Here is a 17,082-nt window from a genome sequence, read left to right as displayed (position 1 = left end):
ACTGGAGCCGTGAGCAGCGAGAACGGGTCGGCCGGGGAGAAGCACGGCGGGGAGCAGCCGGAGCAGCTCGCGTTCATCCGGGAGAGCGTGCGCAAGGCCAAGGTGCCGAGGGCCAAGCCGCGGACGTGGCGGGGGGCCGAGCTGGCCAAGGAGTTGCCCGTCGCGCGGGTGCTGGTCGACAAGGGGCCCGTGCACCTCGACAAGCTCTGGGACTACGCCGTGCCGGCCGAGCTGGACGCCGACGCCCGGCCGGGCGTGCGGGTGCGGGTGCGCTTCGGGGCCGGCACGCGGAACGTGCGGGGCGGGCGGCGGGAAGGGGGCGGGCTGCTCGACGGGTTCATCGTCGAGCGGGTCGCCGAGTCCGAGTTCCAGGGGCCGCTCGCCGCGCTCGCGCAGGTGCTGTCGACCGAGGAGGTGCTCGGTCCGGCCCTGCTGGGGCTGTGCCGGTCCGTCGCCGATCGTTACGCGGGGTCGCTCGCCGACGTCCTCCAGCTGGCCGTCCCGCCCCGCCACGCCCGTATCGAGGCCGAGCCGTCGGCCGCTCCGCTGCCCCCGCCCGCCGCGCCGGAGCCGGGCAGCTGGGCCCGCTATCCGACCGGGCCCGCGTATCTCGACGCCGTCGCCCGGGGGGACGCCCCGCGCGCGGTGTGGACCGCGCTGCCCGGACCGCACTGGCCCGGTGAGCTGGCGCGGGCCGCCGCGGCCGCCCTCGCCTCGGGGCGCGGGGCGCTGATCGTCGTGCCCGACGGCCGGGTCGCCGCCCGCGTGGACGCCGCGCTCACCGATCTGCTCGGTGACGGGCGGCACGTGCTGCTGACCGCCGACACCGGGCCCGACGAGCGGTACCGCCGCTGGCTCGCGGTCAGCCGCGGCGCGGTGCGGGCCGTGGTCGGCACGCGCGCCGCGATGTTCGCCCCCGTGCGGGACCTGGGCCTCGCCGCGATCTGGGACGACGGCGACTCCAGCCACAGCGAGCCGCACGCCCCCCAGCCGCACGCCCGCGAGGTGCTGCTGCTCCGGGCGGCGCACGAGAAGGCGGCCTTCCTGCTCGGCGGCTTCGGCTGCACCGTGGAGGCCGCACAGCTCGTCGACACCGGCTGGGCCCTGCCGCTGGCGGCCCCCCGCGAGAGGGTGCGGGCCGCCGCCCCGCGGATACGGACCGTGGGGGAGGGCGACGAGGGGCGCGACGCCGCCGCGCGGGCCGCCCGGCTGCCCACGATCGCCTGGGAGGCCGCCCGCGAGGGGCTGAAGCACGGGCCGGTCCTCGTGCAGGTGCCGCGGCGGGGCTACGTCCCCCGCCTGGCCTGCGAGCGGTGCCGGGAGCCCGCGCGCTGCGCCCACTGCGCCGGGCCCTTGGAGGCCCTCGGCGAGCAGGCGGGGGCGCTGCACTGCGGCTGGTGCGGGCAGGAGGCCCGCGACTGGCACTGCGGCGAGTGCGGCGGCTTCCGGCTGCGCGCCCAGATCGTGGGCGCGCGCCGCACGGCCGAGGAGCTGGGGCGGGCGTTCCCCGCCGTGCCCGTGCGGACCTCCGGGCGCGACCACGTCCTGGACACCGTCCCGGACCGGCCGGCCCTCGTCGTCTCCACTCCCGGCGCGGAGCCCGTCGCCGAGGGCGGCTACGCGGCGGCGTTGCTACTGGACGGCTGGGCCCTGCTGGGCCGACCGGACCTGCGGGCGGGGGAGGAGGCGCTGCGCCGCTGGCTGGGCGCGGCGGCGCTGGTCAGGGGCCAGGAGGCGGGCGGCACGGTGGTGATCGTGGCCGAGCCGACGCTGCGGCCGGTGCAGGCGCTGGTGCGCTGGGATCCCGCCGGACACGCGGTCCGTGAGCTGGCGGACCGGGCGGAGCTGGGCTTTCCGCCCGTCTCGCGGATGGCGGCGGTGTCCGGCCCGCCGGAGGCGGTGGCGGACCTGCTCACCCTGGCGCGGCTGCCGGACGGGGCCGAGGTCCTCGGCCCCGTGGAGCTGCCCGCGCCCGCCCCCGGCCGGCCGCGCCGGGCGGGCGACCCGCCGCCCGGTGAGCGGTGGGAGCGTGCCCTGCTGCGCGTCCGCCCGGGTCAGGGCGCGGCGCTGGCGGCCGCCCTGAAGGCGGCCCAGGCCGTACGGCTCACGCGCCGCGAGGGCGATCCGGTGCGGTTGCGGGTGGACCCGCCGGACATCGGGTGACCCTCCGGGCCCGGTGGCGTCGGCCGCCGGGGGCGGGGTGTGCGCGTGCGGGCCGGTCGTCATCGTGGACGGGGCGGGGTCCGGACGTGTTCCCGAGCGCCTCGTGTCCGTCGCGCAGCGGGTGTGCGGCCCCGTGCCGGGCGCCGTCGTCCGGGGCCGGCGGCAGCCGGCCGTGCCCACGCCGTGCCCGGGGCGCGGCGCGGCGGTCCCCAGGGGGCCGTCCGTGCGCCGTGCGCCCCGCGCGTCAGCCGTTGCGCGGGCCGGGGAAGACCGAGGCCCGGGGCTCCTCGCGGTGGACGCTCGGCTGGCCGGGGACCGAGCGGGCGGCGGGGACCACCGGGACGGCGGACGGCTCGGCCGTGCGCACCGTCTCCGTGGTCTCGGCGGAGCCCTGGGCTCCGGCGCGGCGCGCCCCGTAACGGCGGTGCACCGCCTGCTTGGTGACGCCGAGCGCCGAACCCACCGCGTCCCACGAGAAGCCCAGCGAGCGGTCGAAGTCCACCGCCGCGGTGACCAGCGTCTCGACGCTGTCCCGCAGCTCCTGCGCCAGCCGCACCGTCGGCGCGGGAGCGCGGCCGTAGACGACGAAGCCCGCGGACGGGCCGGTGCGGCGGGGGCGGTAGACGTTGCCCAGCTGGGCGGTGAGGGTGCGCAGGGCGTCCACCTGCCGGCGGACCCTCTCGATGTCCCGGACCAGAAGATGCAGGCTGGCCCGTGCCTGGGCGTCGTGGGTTGCGTGGTCGGGCATGAACAAGCCTCTCGGACCGGCGGTTAAGGGGACGTTGGAGGATGAGAGTTGACGGGTGGTTGACAAGCAACGGAACGGAAGCGGGCCGCGGTTGCGGCCCGTTTCGGTCAATCTCTCTTGACCCAACGCGTCACCGGCCGCTGGGTCACGGTATGGGGGCGTGGATCCGTCAGAATGGGGCGCGCATCATCCCGCACGCCCCCTGTGGTGGGGCCGCCTCTAAACTGGGGCGCCGCTGCGCCCGGCGCCACGAGAGCGCACATCAGAGCGTTACGAGAGAGGTAGTCCGCCACCCATGAGGCTCGTCTTCGCCGGTACCCCCGAGGTCGCCGTCCCCGCCCTCGACGCCCTGATCGCCTCGGACCGCCACGAGGTCGTCGCCGTCGTCACCCGCCCCGACGCCCCCGCCGGGCGCGGCCGCCGCCTGGTCGCCAGCCCCGTCGCCGAGCGCGCCGAGGAAGCCGGCATCGAGGTGCTCAAGCCCGCCAAGCCGCGCGACGAGGAATTCCTCGCCCGCCTGCGGGAGATCGCCCCCGACTGCTGCCCGGTCGTCGCCTACGGCGCGCTGCTGCCCAAGGCCGCGCTGGAGATCCCCGCGCACGGCTGGGTGAACCTGCACTTCTCCCTCCTGCCCGCCTGGCGCGGTGCCGCGCCCGTGCAGCACGCGATCCTGGCCGGCGACGAGGTCACCGGCGCCTCGACCTTCCTGATCGAGGAGGGCCTGGACTCCGGCCCCGTCTACGGCGTGCTCACCGAGCAGGTCCGGCCCACCGACACCAGCGGCGACCTGCTGACGCGGCTCGCCTTCGCCGGGTCCGGGCTGCTGGCCGCCACCATGGACGGCATCGAGGACGGCACGCTCGAGGCCGTGCCGCAGCCGGCCGAGGGCGTCTCCCTCGCCCCCAAGATCAACGTCGAGGACGCCCGGATCGACTGGGCCGTCCCCGCCCTGCGCGTCGACCGCGTCGTGCGGGGCTGCGCGCCCGCGCCCGGCGCCTGGACGACCTTCCGGGGCGAGCGGCTGAAGGTGATGTCCGTGGCGGCCGCCGCGGACCGTTCGGACCTGGCCCCCGGCGAGATCGCCGCCGCCAAGAACTCCGTCCACGTCGGCACCGGCTCGTACGCCGTGCAGCTGCAGTGGGTCCAGCCGCAGGGCAAGAAGCCGATGCAGGCCGCGGACTGGGCGCGCGGAGTCCGCATCGCCGCGGGCGAGCGGCTGGGGCAGGACCCGGCGGCGTAGGCTGGAGTCCTTCATCACCTCAGCCCCGGAGCACTTTTCGTGAACGACCAGGCGTCTCGCCGACGACCCGCAAAGCCCTACCGCCGCCCCAAGAAGGACCCGGTGCGGATACTCGCCTTCGAGGCGCTGCGGGCCGTCGACGAGCGGGACGCCTACGCGAACCTCGTGCTCCCGCCGCTGCTGCGCAAGGCCCGGGAGAAGGACGGCTTCGAGGCGCGCGACGCCGCGCTCGCCACGGAGCTCGTCTACGGGACGCTGCGCCGCCAGGGCACCTACGACGCCGTCATCGCCGCCTGCGTCGACCGCCCCCTGCGGGAGGTGGACCCGCCCGTCCTGGACGTGCTCAGCCTCGGCGCCCACCAGCTGCTCGGCACCCGCATCCCCAGCCACGCCGCCGTCTCGGCGAGCGTGGAACTGGCCCGCGTCGTGCTCGGCGACGGCCGGGCGAAGTTCGTCAACGCCGTGCTGCGGAAGATCGCCGCGCACGACCTCGACGGCTGGCTGGAGAAGGTCGCCCCGCCCTACGAGGACGACCCCGAGGAGCACCTGGCGGTCTTCCACTCCCACCCCCGCTGGATCGTCTCCGCGCTGTGGGACGCGCTCGGCGGCGGCCGGGCGGGCATCGAGGACCTGCTGGAGGCCGACAACGAACGGCCCGAGGTCACCCTGGTCGCGCGCCCCGGCCGCGCCACCACCGACGAACTCCTGGCCGCGCTCGGCGAGGACTCCGGCCTGCCGGGCCGCTGGTCCCCGTACGCCGTACGGCTCGCCGAGGGCGGCGAGCCCGGGGCCCTGGACGCGGTCCGCGAGGGCCGCGCCGGCGTCCAGGACGAGGGCAGCCAGCTGGTCGCCCTCGCCCTCGCGGACGTCCCGCTGGACGGCCCGGACGAGCGGTGGCTCGACGGCTGCGCGGGCCCCGGCGGCAAGGCCGCCCTGCTCGGCGCGCTCGCGGCGCAGCGCGGTGCCGCGCTGCTGGCCTCCGAGAAGCAGCCGCACCGGGCCCGGCTCGTCGAGCGCGCCCTCGCCGGCAACCCCGGCCCGTACCAGGTCATCGCTGCCGACGGCACCCGGCCGCCGTGGCGCGAGGGCTCCTTCGACCGGGTCCTCGTCGACGTGCCCTGCACCGGCCTCGGCGCCCTGCGCCGCCGCCCGGAGGCCCGCTGGCGCCGCCGCCCCGAGGACGTGGCCGGCTTCGCCACGCTCCAGCGCGACCTGCTGCGCGAGGCGCTGCGGGCCGTACGGGTCGGCGGAGTCGTCGGGTACGCGACGTGCTCGCCGCACCCGGCCGAGACGAAGGCCGTCGTGGACGACGTCCTCAAGCGGGACGGCGTGAGCGCGGAGTGGATCGACGCCCGCCCGCACATGCAGGGCGTGCCGGCGCTGGGCGAGGGCCCGGACGTCCAGCTGTGGCCGCACCTCCACGGGACGGACGCGATGTATCTGGCTCTGCTGCGCCGCACGGCCTGACGGGCCTGCGCCCCGGAGCGGCGGCGCCACGCCTCGACGGTGCGGCCGGCGGCGGTGCCGCGGTCGGCCGCGGCCCGTCGCACCGGCGACCGCCCGCGGTCGTCCGGCACCGCCGGACCGCGCCGTGGGGGCGGGCCGCCGCCGCGGCGGGAGGGAGAGCCCCTGCTTCGCCCTTTCACCGTTTCCCGGGGCTGCGCCCCGGACCCCCGTGGGGCGGCGGGGCGGAGGCGGGCGTGCCGTGCCCCGGGTCCCATGGCCCGGGCGCGGGCGGGGCGGGGCCCGGGGCCTGTCCCGGGCTGTCCGTCGCGGGCCCGCTAGGGCCTCCCGTGTCATCCGCCGGCGTCGCGGCATGGCAGGCTTGGGGCATGGCCGTGCAGATCAACCCCAGCATCCTGTCCGCGGACTTCTCCCGCCTCGCCGACGAGGCGCGGGCGGTGGAAGGCGCGGACTGGCTCCATGTCGACGTGATGGACAATCACTTCGTGCCCAACCTCACGCTCGGCGTCCCGGTCGTCGAGTCGCTGGCCAAGGCCACCGACACCCCGCTGGACTGCCACCTGATGATCGAGGACCCGGACCGCTGGGCCCCGCAGTACGCCGAGGCCGGCGCCGGGTCGGTGACCTTCCACGCGGAGGCCGCCCACGCGCCCGTACGGCTCGCCAGGGAACTCCGGCGGATGGGGGCGCGGGCGTCGATGGCGCTCAAGCCGGCCACGCCGATCGAGCCGTTCGAGGACCTGCTGCCCGAGCTGGACATGCTGCTGATCATGACGGTCGAGCCCGGCTTCGGCGGGCAGGCGTTCCTCGACATCATGCTGCCGAAGATCCGCCGCACCCGGGAGCTGATCTCGCGCCATAACCTGGAACTGTGGCTCCAGGTCGACGGCGGTGTCTCGGCGGCCACCATCGAGCGGTGTGCCGAGGCGGGCGCGGACGTGTTCGTCGCGGGATCCGCCGTCTACGGTACGGACGACCCCGCAGCGGCCGTACGCTCTCTGCGCACGCAGGCGGAGAAGGCCACCTCGGGCGCGCCCTGGGCCTGCGCCCACTGAACGAACGAGGGCCCCGCGCCGCTCGCCCGAATTGCTGAGGGCTGTGGCCGGGGACTGATCAAGGACCGCCGGATCTGACAGGATGAGGCCGAGTCCACAGCTCCACAGCTTGCACACAAGCGTGAACACAGTAGTGAGGAGACCGCGGTGTCGACGGGCCGTTCAGTGACGCCCATGGGGCCCGCCGAGCTGGTGCAGGCGGCGGCGATGGCCCGTCGTTTCTATCTCGAGGGCAAGTCGAAGATCCAGATCGCCGAGGAGTTCGGCGTGAGCCGCTTCAAGGTGGCGAGGGTCCTGGAGACGGCTCTGGAGCGGGATCTGGTGCGGATCGAGATCCGGGTGCCGGCCGAGTTGGACGCGGAGCGCTCCGACGCGCTGCGCGCCCGCTACGGCCTGCGGCACGCGGTCGTCGTGGAGTCCCCGGCCGACGCGGCCGACGACGCGCCCGATCCCGAGAACCTGGGCGAGGTGGCGGCCGACCTGCTCGGCGAGCTCGTCCACGAGGGAGACGTCCTGGGCCTCGCCTGGGGCCGTTCCACGATCCACATGGCCGCGGCCCTGCACCGGCTGCCGCCCTGCACGGTCGTCCAGCTCACGGGTGTGTACGACGCGGGCACCGCCGAGCGCGGCTCGGTCGAGGCCGTCCGCCGGGCGGCCCAGGTCTCGGGCGGCGAGGCGCACCCGATCTACGCGCCGATGCTGCTGCCCGACTCGGCCACGGCCGCCGCGCTGCGCGGCCAGACCGGCATCGCCCGGGCCTTCGACTACTTCGACAAGGTCACCGTCGCGGCCGTGTCCATCGGCTCGTGGGCGCCGGGCATCTCGACCGTCTACGACATGCTCACCGAGGAGGAGCGGGCCCACTACGCCTCCCTGGGCGCCGCCGCGGAGATGTCCGCGCACCTCTTCGACGCCGAGGGCCGGCGCATCGGCCGGGACCTGGGCGAGCGCTGCATCACGGTCGAGGCCGACCGGCTGCGCCGCATACCGGAGGTCGTCGCGATCGCGGGCGGACTGCGCAAGGCCGCCGCGATCGGGGCGGTACTGCGCTCCGGCCTCGTCACCAGCCTGGTCACGGACACGGCCGCCGCCGACCACCTGCTCCTGGAGACCGGTCCCGGTCCCCGCCCGGCCCTGGACCGGGCGGACCCCGACGGCGGCTGAGAGCGCCGAGGGGGTGCCTTACGGGCCGGCCAGGCCCCGCGGCCCGGGCCGGCCCGTTGGACAGCCCCTGGCGGTCGGACGCCGCCGGGTGCCGGTGCGGTCAGCCGACCGGCGCCGCCGCCCCGGGGGCGATGAGCTTCATCGTGGTCGGGGGCCGCTGCGGTCCGGGCACGAGGTGGAGCCGCTGGATCCCCTCCTCCCCGGCGGGGGCGAGGGCGGCCCGGCAGGCGCACGGGTCGTCGGTGTACCCGGCGAAGCGGTAGGCGATCTCCATCATCCGGTTGCGGTCCGTCGCCCGGAAGTCGGCGACGAGATGGACGCCCGCCCGGTGGGCCCGGTCGGCGAGCCAGTTGAGGATGACGCTGCCGGCGCCGAAGGAGACGACGCGGCAGGACGTGGCCAGGAGCTTGAGGTGCCACACCTCCGGCCGCCGCTCGAACAGCAGGACGCCGATCGCGCCGTGCGGGCCGAAGCGGTCGGCCATCGTCGCGGTCAGCACCTCCTGGTCCGGGTCGTCGAGCAGCGCGCGCAGCGCGGCGTCGGAGTAGTGCACCCCCGTCGCGTTCATCTGGCTCGTGCGCAACGTGAGTTCCTCGACGCGGGAGAGCTCCTCCTCGCCGGCGCGGTCGATGCGCATGACCATCTCCAGCGAGCGCAGGAACTCCTCCCCGGGGCCTTCGAAGCCGGCCTGCTCGGCCTCCCGCCGGAACCTGGCCTGGTACATGCTGCGCCGGCGCCGTGAGTCGACGGTGACCGTCGCGGGGCTGAACTCCGGCAGCTCCAGGAGCCGCGCGGCCTCTTCCGCCGCGTAGCAGCGCACCTCGGGCAGGTGGAAGGTGACTTCCGCCCGCTCGGCCGGCTGGTCGTCGATGAAGGCGATGGCGGCGGGGGCGAAGTTCAGCTCGTCGGCGATGGCGCGCACGGACTCCGACTTCGGGCCCCAGCCGATCCTCGGCAGTACGAAGTACTCGGCGAGGCCCAGTTCCTCCAGGCGGGCCCAGGCGAGGTCGTGGTCGTTCTTGCTGGCGACGGACTGGAGGATGCCGCGCGCGTCGAGGCCGGCGATCACCTCGCGCACGGTCTCGTCGACCTCGGCCCGGCCGCCCTCCAGCAGCGTGCCCTGCCACAGGGTGTTGTCCAGGTCCCAGACCAGGCACTTCACCAGGGTTGGCCGGTCGGCCACGACTCCTCCTTCAGGGACGTCGGTTCGCTGCGGTGACCGCGTGCTGAGCCAGCAGCAGCCGGCAGATCTCGTTGCTGCCCTCGATGATTTCCATGAGCTTGGCGTCCCGGTACGCCCGGGCCACCACCTCGCCGTCGACGGCCCCGGCCGAGCCGAGGACCTGCACGGCGCGGGCGGCCCCGTGGGCGGCGAGCTCGGCGGCGGTGTGCTTGGCGAGCACCGCCGCCATGGCGACGTCGGACGAGCCGGAGTCCCAGCGGTCGCTGGCGTGCTCGCTGGCGCGGGTCGCGGACTGCTCGGCGACGAAGAGGTCGGCGAGGTGTCCGGCGACCAGCTGGTGCCGGGCGAGCGGCTTGCCGAACTGCTCGCGGGCCGAGGCGTGGCGGGTGGCCGCGTCCAGGCAGGCGCGCAGGATGCCCACGCAGCCCCAGGCCACCGAGAACCGCCCGTAGGTGAGCGCGGCCGTCACCAGGAGCTGGAGCGACTGCCCGCAGCCCCCCAGGACCGCGGACGCGGGCAGCCGGACCGCGTCGAAGGTGAGGTCCGCGTGCCCGGCGGCGCGGCAGCCGAGCGGGTCGGCCACGCGGCGCACCCGCACCCCGGGCGCCGAGGCGGGCACCACCACGGCGGCGGCCGCGTCCTCGCCCGAGCCGTCGTCGTACCGGGCGAAGACCACCAGGAGGTCGGCGTAGTGCGCCGCGGTGATCCACTTCTTCTGGCCGTCGAGGACGACCGTGTCGCCGTCGACGCGCAGACGCGTGGTCATCGCCGAGAGGTCGCTGCCGGCGGCGGGTTCGCTGAAGGCCACGGCCGCCAGTTCCCCTCCGGTCAGCCGGGGCAGGTGGGTGTCGCGCTGCTCGCGGGTGCCCAGGCGCTGGACGGCCCAGGCCGCCATGCCCTGGGAGGTCATCACGCTCCGCAGGGAGCTGCACAGGCTTCCCACGTAGGCGGTGAACTCGCCGTTGGCGCGACTGGTGGCGGCCAGTCCGCCGAACCGGGCCGGCACCTGGGCGCACAGCGCGCCCCGGGCGCCAAGCGCGGTCAGCAGCTCGCGCGGCAGCTCGCCCTTGAGGTCCCACTCCGCCGGCCGGCCCGCGACCAGTTCGCCGACCAGCAGGCGTGCCGCGGCGAGGGGGTCCGGCAGCGGCTCAGGCATCGGAGTCCGCGGCGGCCTCGGCGCGGAGCCGCAGGACCAGGGCGCTCATGCCGCGCACCGTACGGAAGTTGTCGAGCTTCAGGTCCGGGCCGACGATGGCGATGCCGTAGGCGCCCTCCAGGTGGACGACGAGTTCCATGGCGAACATCGACGAGACGAGGCCCGACGAGAACAGGTCCTGGTCCTTCTCCACGGTGGCCTTCGTCCTGGACTCCAGGAAGTCCAGGAGGGCGCTCTCGATGACCTCCGCGGTCACCGGGGCGGTCGTGGTCAGTTCGTCGCTCGTCACGAAAGTGCCTCTCCATAGTCGAAGAACCCACGGCCCGTCTTCCGCCCCAGGTCGCCCGAGCGGACTTTGTCGAGGAGGAGTTCACAGGGCCGGAAGCTGTCGTTGCCGGTGCGCTCGTGCAGGGCCCAGAGCGAGTCGGCGAGGTTGTCCAGGCCGATCAGGTCGCCGGTGCGCAGCGGGCCGGTCGGGTGCCCGAGGCACCCTTCCATGAGGGCGTCGACCGATTCGGCGGTCGTGACGCCCTCACCGACGATCCGCGCGGCGTCGTTGATCATCGGGTGGAGCAGCCGGCTGGTCACGAAGCCCGGTGAGTCGCTCACGACGATGGCACGCCGCTCGATCGCGGCGAGCAGGTCGGTGACCGCCTCCATCGTCGCCTCCGCGGTGCGGGGGCCGCGGACGACCTCGACCAGCCGGATCAGATAGGTCGGATTCATGAAGTGGATGCCGACGACGTCGCCGGGGCGCTCCACGGCGCCGGCCAGTTCGTCGACGGGAATTCCCGAGGTGTTGGTGATCAGGGGAGTTCCCGGTCGTACGGCGGCTGATATCTGGGCGAGCACCTTGTATTTCAGGTCGGCCGCCTCCGTCACCGCCTCGACGACCGCGGTCGCTTCCGCGCCGTCGGCCGGCGACAGGCTGGTGATCAGTTTCCCGGGTGTCCGGCCGGCTGGCAGTGCTCCCATCATCTGGGCGTGCCGGAGATTTCTCGCGATGTTCACCCTGGCCTTTTCGAGGCTGCCGGGATCGATATCGACGAGCACCACCGGAACGCCGTGTCCGATGGTTGTCGTCGCGATGTTGGTGCCCATGACACCGGCACCCAGTACAGTGAGCCGATGAGCGGTCGAGTTGGCTGTCACCGAACCTCCGGAACAGTTACTGCGGTTATGCCGGCCGATTCCGCATTTCTGCGCCGCAAGGTATTGAGGGCGCGTGAATTCACCGTATTTACGCGCCCGTCGGGCGGTCAACCCCCCTATAAGGGGCGCCGGCCCGACCCCTTAAGGGTGTTATCGCTTGCGGGCCAGGGTGATGCCGTCGGCCATCGTCAGGAGTGACATGTCGACCCGTTCGTCCCCGTGCAGCAGGCGGTTGAGCTCGCGCACCGCCAAGGTGTCGCGGTCCTGGGCGCCGGGGTCGATCACGCGCCCGAAGAAGAGGGTGTTGTCGACGACGACGAGTCCGCCGGGCCGGGTCAGGGAGAGCGCCGCCTCGTAGTACCGGGGGTAGTTCGCCTTGTCCGCGTCGACGAAGACCAGGTCCACGGAGTCCGGGCCCCATTCCGTCAGCAGCTGCTCCAGGGTGGCGCAGGCGTCCCCCACACGCAGCTCGATCCGGTCGAAGACGCCGGCCTCACGCCAGTACGGGGCCGCGGTCGCCGCCCAGCGGTCGGTGATGTCGCAGGTGACCAGCCGGCCGTGCGGGGGCAGGGCGCGGGCCATGCACAGGGCGCTGTAGCCGGTGAAGGTCCCTATCTCCACCACTCTCGTCGCCCCGCACAGGGTGACCAGGAGGGCCAGTAACTGGCCCTCCTCGGCCATGACCTGCATGGCGGTGCCCATCGGCAGTTCCGCCGTCTCCTTGCGCAGTCCCCGCAGCACGGGATCGTCGCGCAGCGACACGTCCCGCACGTATTCCAGCAGCGCGTGGGAGGACTGAATCTGATCGGCCATCGGCGGTGGGCCCCCTGAGCACGAAGAAAACGTCAAATGGAAAGGAAGAGATCGGAGATCAGGTTGACGACCTGCGGCTGGTGTTCTTCGAGGAAGAAGTGCCCGCCGGGGAACACCTGGAGTTCGAAGGCCCCGCAGGTGTGCCCGCGCCAGGCGTTGGCCTCGCTCGCGCTCACCTTCGGGTCCCGGTCGCCGACCAGGGCGATGACCGGGCAGGTCACCCGGGCGCCCGGCAGGGGGCGGTAGGTCTCGAACGCCTTGTAGTCGCTTCTGATCGACGGCAGGGTGCGGCGCAGGAGCCGCTCGTCGGGCGGCGGCGCCGCGTCCGCGTCCCCGCCGTTCACCCGCTGCACCTCGGCCACCAGGCCCCGGTCGTCCAGGAGGTGGACGTGTTCGTCGCGCCCGGCCGCCGGCGCCCGGCAGCCCGCGGCGAAGAGGGCCAGGGGCGGGACGCCCTGCTTCTCCTCCAGCAGACGGGCCACTTCGAAGCCCACCAGCGCGCCCATGTCCTGACCGAACAGCAGCAGGGGCAGATCCCCCCAGCAGGCCAGTGCGTGGCAGACCCGCTCGGCCAGTTCGCGTACGTCCTCGATACAGCGTTCGGCGTGCCGGTCCTGGCGCCCCGGGTACTGCACGGAGAGTACTTCCACCGACGGGGCGAGGTGTTCGGACATGTGGAAGAAGTAGCTCGCCGCACCCCCCGCGTGCGGGAGGCAGACCAGACGGGCTCTCGGGTCCGGTGACGGGGTGAAGCGTCTGATCCAGAGACCGTTCTCTTCAGCGGGAGATGGCATCGGCTGATCCGCTCCTTCTCGCGAGATGCCCGGTCCGCCGCGTGCCGGCCGGCCCGCCGGGAGCGCGGTGGCGACGTCCTGACGGCGGTTCTGCGGTACTCAACCACGCCGGCCCCCCGGCCGGAATACTGTCGACCGGCCGGTGACCTGCCAACCCGTGGCCTTCCCCTAGGGACCCCTAGCGCGCCGGGCCCCTAGCGCCGGACTTGCGCGCGGGACGGCCCGGTATCCAGGGTCCGGCCATCGACCGGGTCGTGCGAGGTGCTCCTGTGGGGGGCGTTCACCAGGCTCGTTTTGAGGCGAACTTGAGCAGGAATTTTCTCGCTCTTTGCCTCTCCGGATCATTTCGACAGTTGCCCGATTGTGTAAGGCGTGCGTTACGGCAGGGGGGTGCGTCCGGCCGCGGACTATGCTTGTCGCGGCCCTCTCTCAGTTGTTACAGTCTCTCAGAACTTGCCACAGGATCTTTTGTGGCGCCAGCGCCGCCCCAGTGCGTCCGGGGGTCTTCGGACACATTGCGCAACGTGACGACGAAACTCTCAGCGACTTCATTTCGCAGGTAGTCAGGACGGGGGATGACTGTGAACCTGTTCGAACGGGACGCCGAAATGGGTGTTCTGCGTGAAGCCTTTGCCGCTGCTGTTCAGGGTCGAGGGGAAACGATAATTCTCAGCGGTGTCATCGGCGCCGGAAAAACCGCACTCCTCCATGAGTTCAACGAATTCGCCGCGGAATCCGGTGGGCTGGTGCTCGCCTCCGCCTGCGGACCCGCGGAACAGGAACTACCACTCGGCCTCATGGAGCAGTTATTCCGGGACGCGCCATTGTCCGAAGAGAACTCCCGGCGGGTGCACGACGTCCTCCGCGAGGCCTCGGCGCTGACGCCGCCCCTCTCCGACGCGCTCACCCCTTCCGGCGCCAGAATGATCAGGGGGCTGTGCACCGCGCTGCTCGACCTCGCCGACAGCCGCCCGGTCGTCGTCAGCGTCGACGACGTGCAGTCCGCCGACCCCCTTTCGCAGCAGTGCCTGTTGTACCTGGCGCGGCGAATACCGCGGGCCCGGCTGCTGCTGTTGCTCAACGAGCGCACCGGCATCCAGGCGGCGGACCGTGCGTTCCGCGCGGACCTGACCCATCAGCCCCACTGCCGCCGGCTCAAGCTGGGGCCCCTGTCCGCCGGCGCCGTCGCGGCCATGCTGGGCGAACGGCTGGATACCACCGTCACCGACCAACTCGCCGGCGAGTGCCACGCGTTCAGCGGCGGCAACCCCCTCCTCGTACGGGCCGTCGTCGACGACCAGCCCCACCGGGGCGAGCACGGACGGCCCGGGGCGCTGGTGCCCGGCGAGGCGTTCGCCGACGCGGTGCTCGCCTGCCTGCACCGCTCCGGCGCCCACACGGTCGAGGTCGCCCGGGGCCTCGCGCTGCTCGGCGACTTCGCGACCCCCGAGTTCGTCGGCGCCCTCATCGGCGCCGGCACCGCCTCGGTCACCGAGGTCCTCGAACGCCTTGAGGCGATCGGCCTGCTGGAGGGCGGGCGCTTCCGGCATCCGGTCGGCCGCACGGCCGTCCTGCACCACATGGGCGTCACGCGCCGCGTCGAACTGCACCTGCGGGCCGCCGAACTGCTCCACCGCGAGGGGGTCGAGGCCCGTGCGGTCGCTGAGCACCTCGTCGCCGCCGACGGCCATCCCGGCCCCTGGGCGGTGAGCGTGCTCCAGGACGCCGCCACCCGGGAAGTCGCCGGCGGCAGGGTGGCGTTCGCGCTCGACTGCCTCGAACTGGCCAGGCGCAGCTGTGCCGACGAGCGCCGGCGTGCCGTGCTCACCGTGCTGCTCGCGGACACCGAGCTGCGCTCGAGCCCCTCCTCGGCCTCCACCCGGCACCTGTCCCGGCTGAACGCCGCACTGCGCGAAGGCGAACTCGGCGGCCGGCTCACCGTCACCGCCATCGACCACCTGCTCTGGTTCGGCCACACCGACCAGGCGGGGGAGGCGCTGGAACGGCTGCGGGGCTCCGTCGAGCCCCTGGACGCGGAGACCACCGCGTCGCTGCGCGTGCTCCAGCGGTCGCTGGCCTCGTCCTATCCGGGGCTGCTGGCCCGCATGCCCCCCGGCGCCGTCGAGCCGGTGGCCAAGGAGCCGACCCCCGTCACCGTCGCCAACGACCCCGTGCTGCACGCCGCGGAGGCTCTCGCCAGTGTCCTGACCTCGGGCCCGAACGCCGACGCCGTGACGGCGGCCGAGCAGATCCTGCAGAGCGGCAGGCTCACCGGTGCGACGCTCACCACCCTCACCAACGCGCTGTACGCCCTGATCTACGCCGACCGGCTGGACCTCGCCCTGCCCCGCTGCGACGCGCTGCTCGCCGAGGCCCGCGCCCGTAAGTTCCCCACCGGCGAGTCGTTGATCGTGGCCGGCCGCGCGGAGATCGCCGTGCGCCTGGGGGACCTGGCGGGGGCGGAGGAGTGCGCGAGTGCCGCGACGTCCCTGGTGCCCGCGCCCCACTGGGGAGTCGGGCTCGGCGTGCCGCTCGCGAGCCGGTTGCTCGCGGCGACGGCGACCGGTCGCTTCGACGTGGCCGAGTCCGTGCTGGACCAGGCCGTGCCCCAGGGGATGTTCGGCACCCGCTTCGAGCTCCACTACCGCTACGCGTGTGGCGACTACTACCTGGCCACCGGCCGGCCGCACGCGGCCCTGGGGGAGTTCCAGATCTGCGGCGAGCTGATGGCCGACTGGGGCATCGACACCCCCGGGCTCGTCCCCTGGCGCGTCGGCGCGGCCCAGGCGATGGTGGCGCTGGAGGAACGGGCGCAGGCCAGGCGGCTGGTCGAGGAGCAGCTGGCCCGCGGCGGCACCGGGGCGGTCCGGTCCCGCGGGGTGGCGCTGCGGGTCCTGGCGTCGACGCTGGACCCGCGCCAGCGCTTCCGGCCGCTGCGCGAGGCCGTCGACATCCTGCACGGCTGCGGCGCCCGGCTGGAGCTGGCGCGGGCGTTCGCCGACCTGAGCCAGGTGCACCAGATGCTGGGCAGCTCGGAACGGGCGCGGATGATCGCCCGCCGGGCCTGGCAGCTGGCCAAGGCGTGCCAGGCCGAGCCGCTGTGCCAGCAGCTGATGCCGGGTTCGGGGGCGGTGGTGCCGAGGGCCCACCTGAGCCGGCCGGTGAAGGCCGGCGGCGTCGAGGCCCTGAGCGACGCGGAGCGCAGGGTCGCGGCGCTGGCGGGTCAGGGGCTGACCAACCGGGAGATCGCCAGAAAGCTGAGGATCACGGTCAGCACCGTCGAGCAGCACCTGACCAGGGCCTATCGCAAACTCAACGTGAGGCGCCGGACGGACCTTCCAGCGGAGACGCAGCTGGACTTCGTCGGAACGGCCTCCTGACACCACGGCCGGTCCCCCGCAAGGGGGGGCCGGCCTTCGTCGTGTCGGGGGTCATGGACGCGAACCTTCCGGGCCGTCGCGGTCCGGGGGCTTGACTGACAGCCGCTAGCTAGTGATAGATTCTCTCAGTAGAGAGAATTTCTCAGTTGATACGGGGACTCATGGGACTGCGCGAGCTGAAGAAGTTGCGGACCAAGAAGGAGGTCCAGCGCCAGGCGCTGAAGCTCTACCTGGAGAAGGGGTTCGAAGCCGTCACGGTCGAGCAGATCGCGGCCGCGGCGGAGATCTCGACCGCCACCTTCTACCGGTACTTCCGCGACAAGAAGGACGTGCTCTTCAACGACGAGTACGACCCGTTCTTCGAGGAGGCCTTCGCCCGCCGCCCGGCCGACGAGCCGCTCGCCGACGTCGTGTGCAAGGTCTTCAACGAGCTCGCCAGCCAGCTGCTGGACGCGGACCGCGACGCGCTGTTGCTCCGGCACCGGCTGCTGACCAGCGTCCCCGAGCTCCGGCAGCGCCTCTACCAGGAGGCTTCGGCCAACATCGAGCAGCTCACCGAGCTGATCGCGCACAGGACGGGCCGTGACGCCCGGGAGGACCTCGCCGTCCAGCTGGCCGCGACCGCGGCGAACGCCGCGTTCGCGTCGGCGGCCCTCTACTGGCTCGACCACGACACGGAGCCCGACCTCACTCAGCTGATCGAGTTCGCCATGCACCGCATCAAGCCCGCACTCGAGCTCTGAACCTCTCTCCACGAACCACCCGGTGAA

General features: G+C 73.7%; 14 protein-coding genes. 7 read left to right on the top strand and 7 right to left on the bottom strand.

Annotated elements, in window-relative coordinates:
- Nucleotides 1-9 precede the first annotated feature (9 nt).
- Entirely contained in the window at nt 10-2,163 is a 2,154-nt protein-coding gene (locus tag CYQ11_RS04990) for a primosomal protein N' (RefSeq protein WP_243469265.1), read from the top strand.
- Between the two features lie 244 nt (nt 2,164-2,407).
- Here CYQ11_RS04990 and CYQ11_RS04985 read toward each other — a convergent pair whose 3' ends face one another.
- The gene (locus CYQ11_RS04985) at nt 2,408-2,911 is read right to left on the bottom strand and encodes a hypothetical protein (protein WP_099197737.1); all 504 of its coding nucleotides are present in this window, start codon (nt 2,909-2,911) and stop codon (nt 2,408-2,410) included.
- Between the two features lie 295 nt (nt 2,912-3,206).
- Here CYQ11_RS04985 and fmt point away from each other — a divergent pair, with 295 nt between their 5' ends.
- From fmt to CYQ11_RS04965, 4 genes are all read left to right on the top strand, one after another.
- The gene (fmt, locus tag CYQ11_RS04980; RefSeq protein WP_099197637.1) at nt 3,207-4,151 is read left to right on the top strand and encodes a methionyl-tRNA formyltransferase; all 945 of its coding nucleotides are present in this window, start codon (nt 3,207-3,209) and stop codon (nt 4,149-4,151) included.
- A 39-nt stretch (nt 4,152-4,190) separates the two neighbouring features.
- A complete protein-coding gene (locus tag CYQ11_RS04975; RefSeq protein ID WP_099197636.1) occupies nt 4,191-5,618 on the top strand; it encodes an RsmB/NOP family class I SAM-dependent RNA methyltransferase in 1,428 nt (475 codons plus the stop codon).
- A gap of 365 nt (nt 5,619-5,983) precedes the next feature.
- Nucleotides 5,984-6,670: a ribulose-phosphate 3-epimerase gene (rpe, locus tag CYQ11_RS04970; protein ID WP_099197635.1), complete on the top strand. Its 687-nt coding sequence runs from the start codon at nt 5,984-5,986 to the stop codon at nt 6,668-6,670.
- A 174-nt stretch (nt 6,671-6,844) separates the two neighbouring features.
- A complete protein-coding gene (locus tag CYQ11_RS04965; RefSeq protein WP_181143586.1) occupies nt 6,845-7,834 on the top strand; it encodes a sugar-binding transcriptional regulator in 990 nt (329 codons plus the stop codon).
- Between the two features lie 100 nt (nt 7,835-7,934).
- On the opposite strand, the gene CYQ11_RS04960 is transcribed toward CYQ11_RS04965, so the two are convergent.
- The 6 genes from CYQ11_RS04960 to CYQ11_RS04935 form a co-directional block, all read right to left on the bottom strand.
- A complete protein-coding gene (locus CYQ11_RS04960; protein WP_099197633.1) occupies nt 7,935-9,017 on the bottom strand; it encodes an HAD-IIIC family phosphatase in 1,083 nt (360 codons plus the stop codon).
- A 10-nt stretch (nt 9,018-9,027) separates the two neighbouring features.
- Nucleotides 9,028-10,173, bottom strand: coding sequence for an acyl-CoA dehydrogenase family protein (locus CYQ11_RS04955; protein WP_099197632.1), 1,146 nt, complete (start codon nt 10,171-10,173; stop codon nt 9,028-9,030).
- Nucleotides 10,166-10,462, bottom strand: a complete 297-nt coding sequence (locus tag CYQ11_RS04950) for an acyl carrier protein (RefSeq protein WP_240003138.1) — start codon at nt 10,460-10,462, stop codon at nt 10,166-10,168. Before CYQ11_RS04950 ends, CYQ11_RS04955 begins: the two co-directional genes overlap by 8 nt.
- Nucleotides 10,459-11,325 carry a 3-hydroxyacyl-CoA dehydrogenase family protein gene (locus tag CYQ11_RS04945; protein ID WP_099197631.1) on the bottom strand — a complete coding sequence of 289 codons (867 nt, stop codon included), beginning with the start codon at nt 11,323-11,325 and terminating at the stop codon, nt 10,459-10,461. The genes CYQ11_RS04950 and CYQ11_RS04945 overlap by 4 nt, the downstream gene beginning before the upstream one ends.
- 150 nt (nt 11,326-11,475) lie before the next feature.
- Nucleotides 11,476-12,138 (bottom strand): O-methyltransferase, encoded by a 663-nt coding sequence (locus CYQ11_RS04940; RefSeq protein WP_099197630.1) that lies wholly within the window; start codon nt 12,136-12,138, stop codon nt 11,476-11,478.
- A gap of 32 nt (nt 12,139-12,170) precedes the next feature.
- Nucleotides 12,171-12,932: a thioesterase II family protein gene (locus CYQ11_RS04935; protein WP_099197629.1), complete on the bottom strand. Its 762-nt coding sequence runs from the start codon at nt 12,930-12,932 to the stop codon at nt 12,171-12,173.
- Between the two features lie 575 nt (nt 12,933-13,507).
- Between CYQ11_RS04935 and CYQ11_RS04930 the strand changes: the two genes are divergently transcribed.
- Complete coding sequence (locus CYQ11_RS04930; protein WP_099197628.1) at nt 13,508-16,312, top strand: AAA family ATPase; 2,805 nt, start codon at nt 13,508-13,510, stop codon at nt 16,310-16,312.
- Between the two features lie 146 nt (nt 16,313-16,458).
- On the top strand, nt 16,459-17,055 hold the full coding sequence (locus CYQ11_RS04925; RefSeq protein ID WP_146104647.1) for a TetR/AcrR family transcriptional regulator: 597 nt from the start codon (nt 16,459-16,461) through the stop codon (nt 17,053-17,055).
- Nucleotides 17,056-17,082: the final 27 nt, after the last annotated feature.

The organism is Streptomyces cinnamoneus (genome assembly GCF_002939475.1).
Lineage (GTDB): Bacteria > Actinomycetota > Actinomycetes > Streptomycetales > Streptomycetaceae > Streptomyces > Streptomyces cinnamoneus_A.
This window is presented reverse-complemented; position numbering and strand designations above follow the sequence as displayed.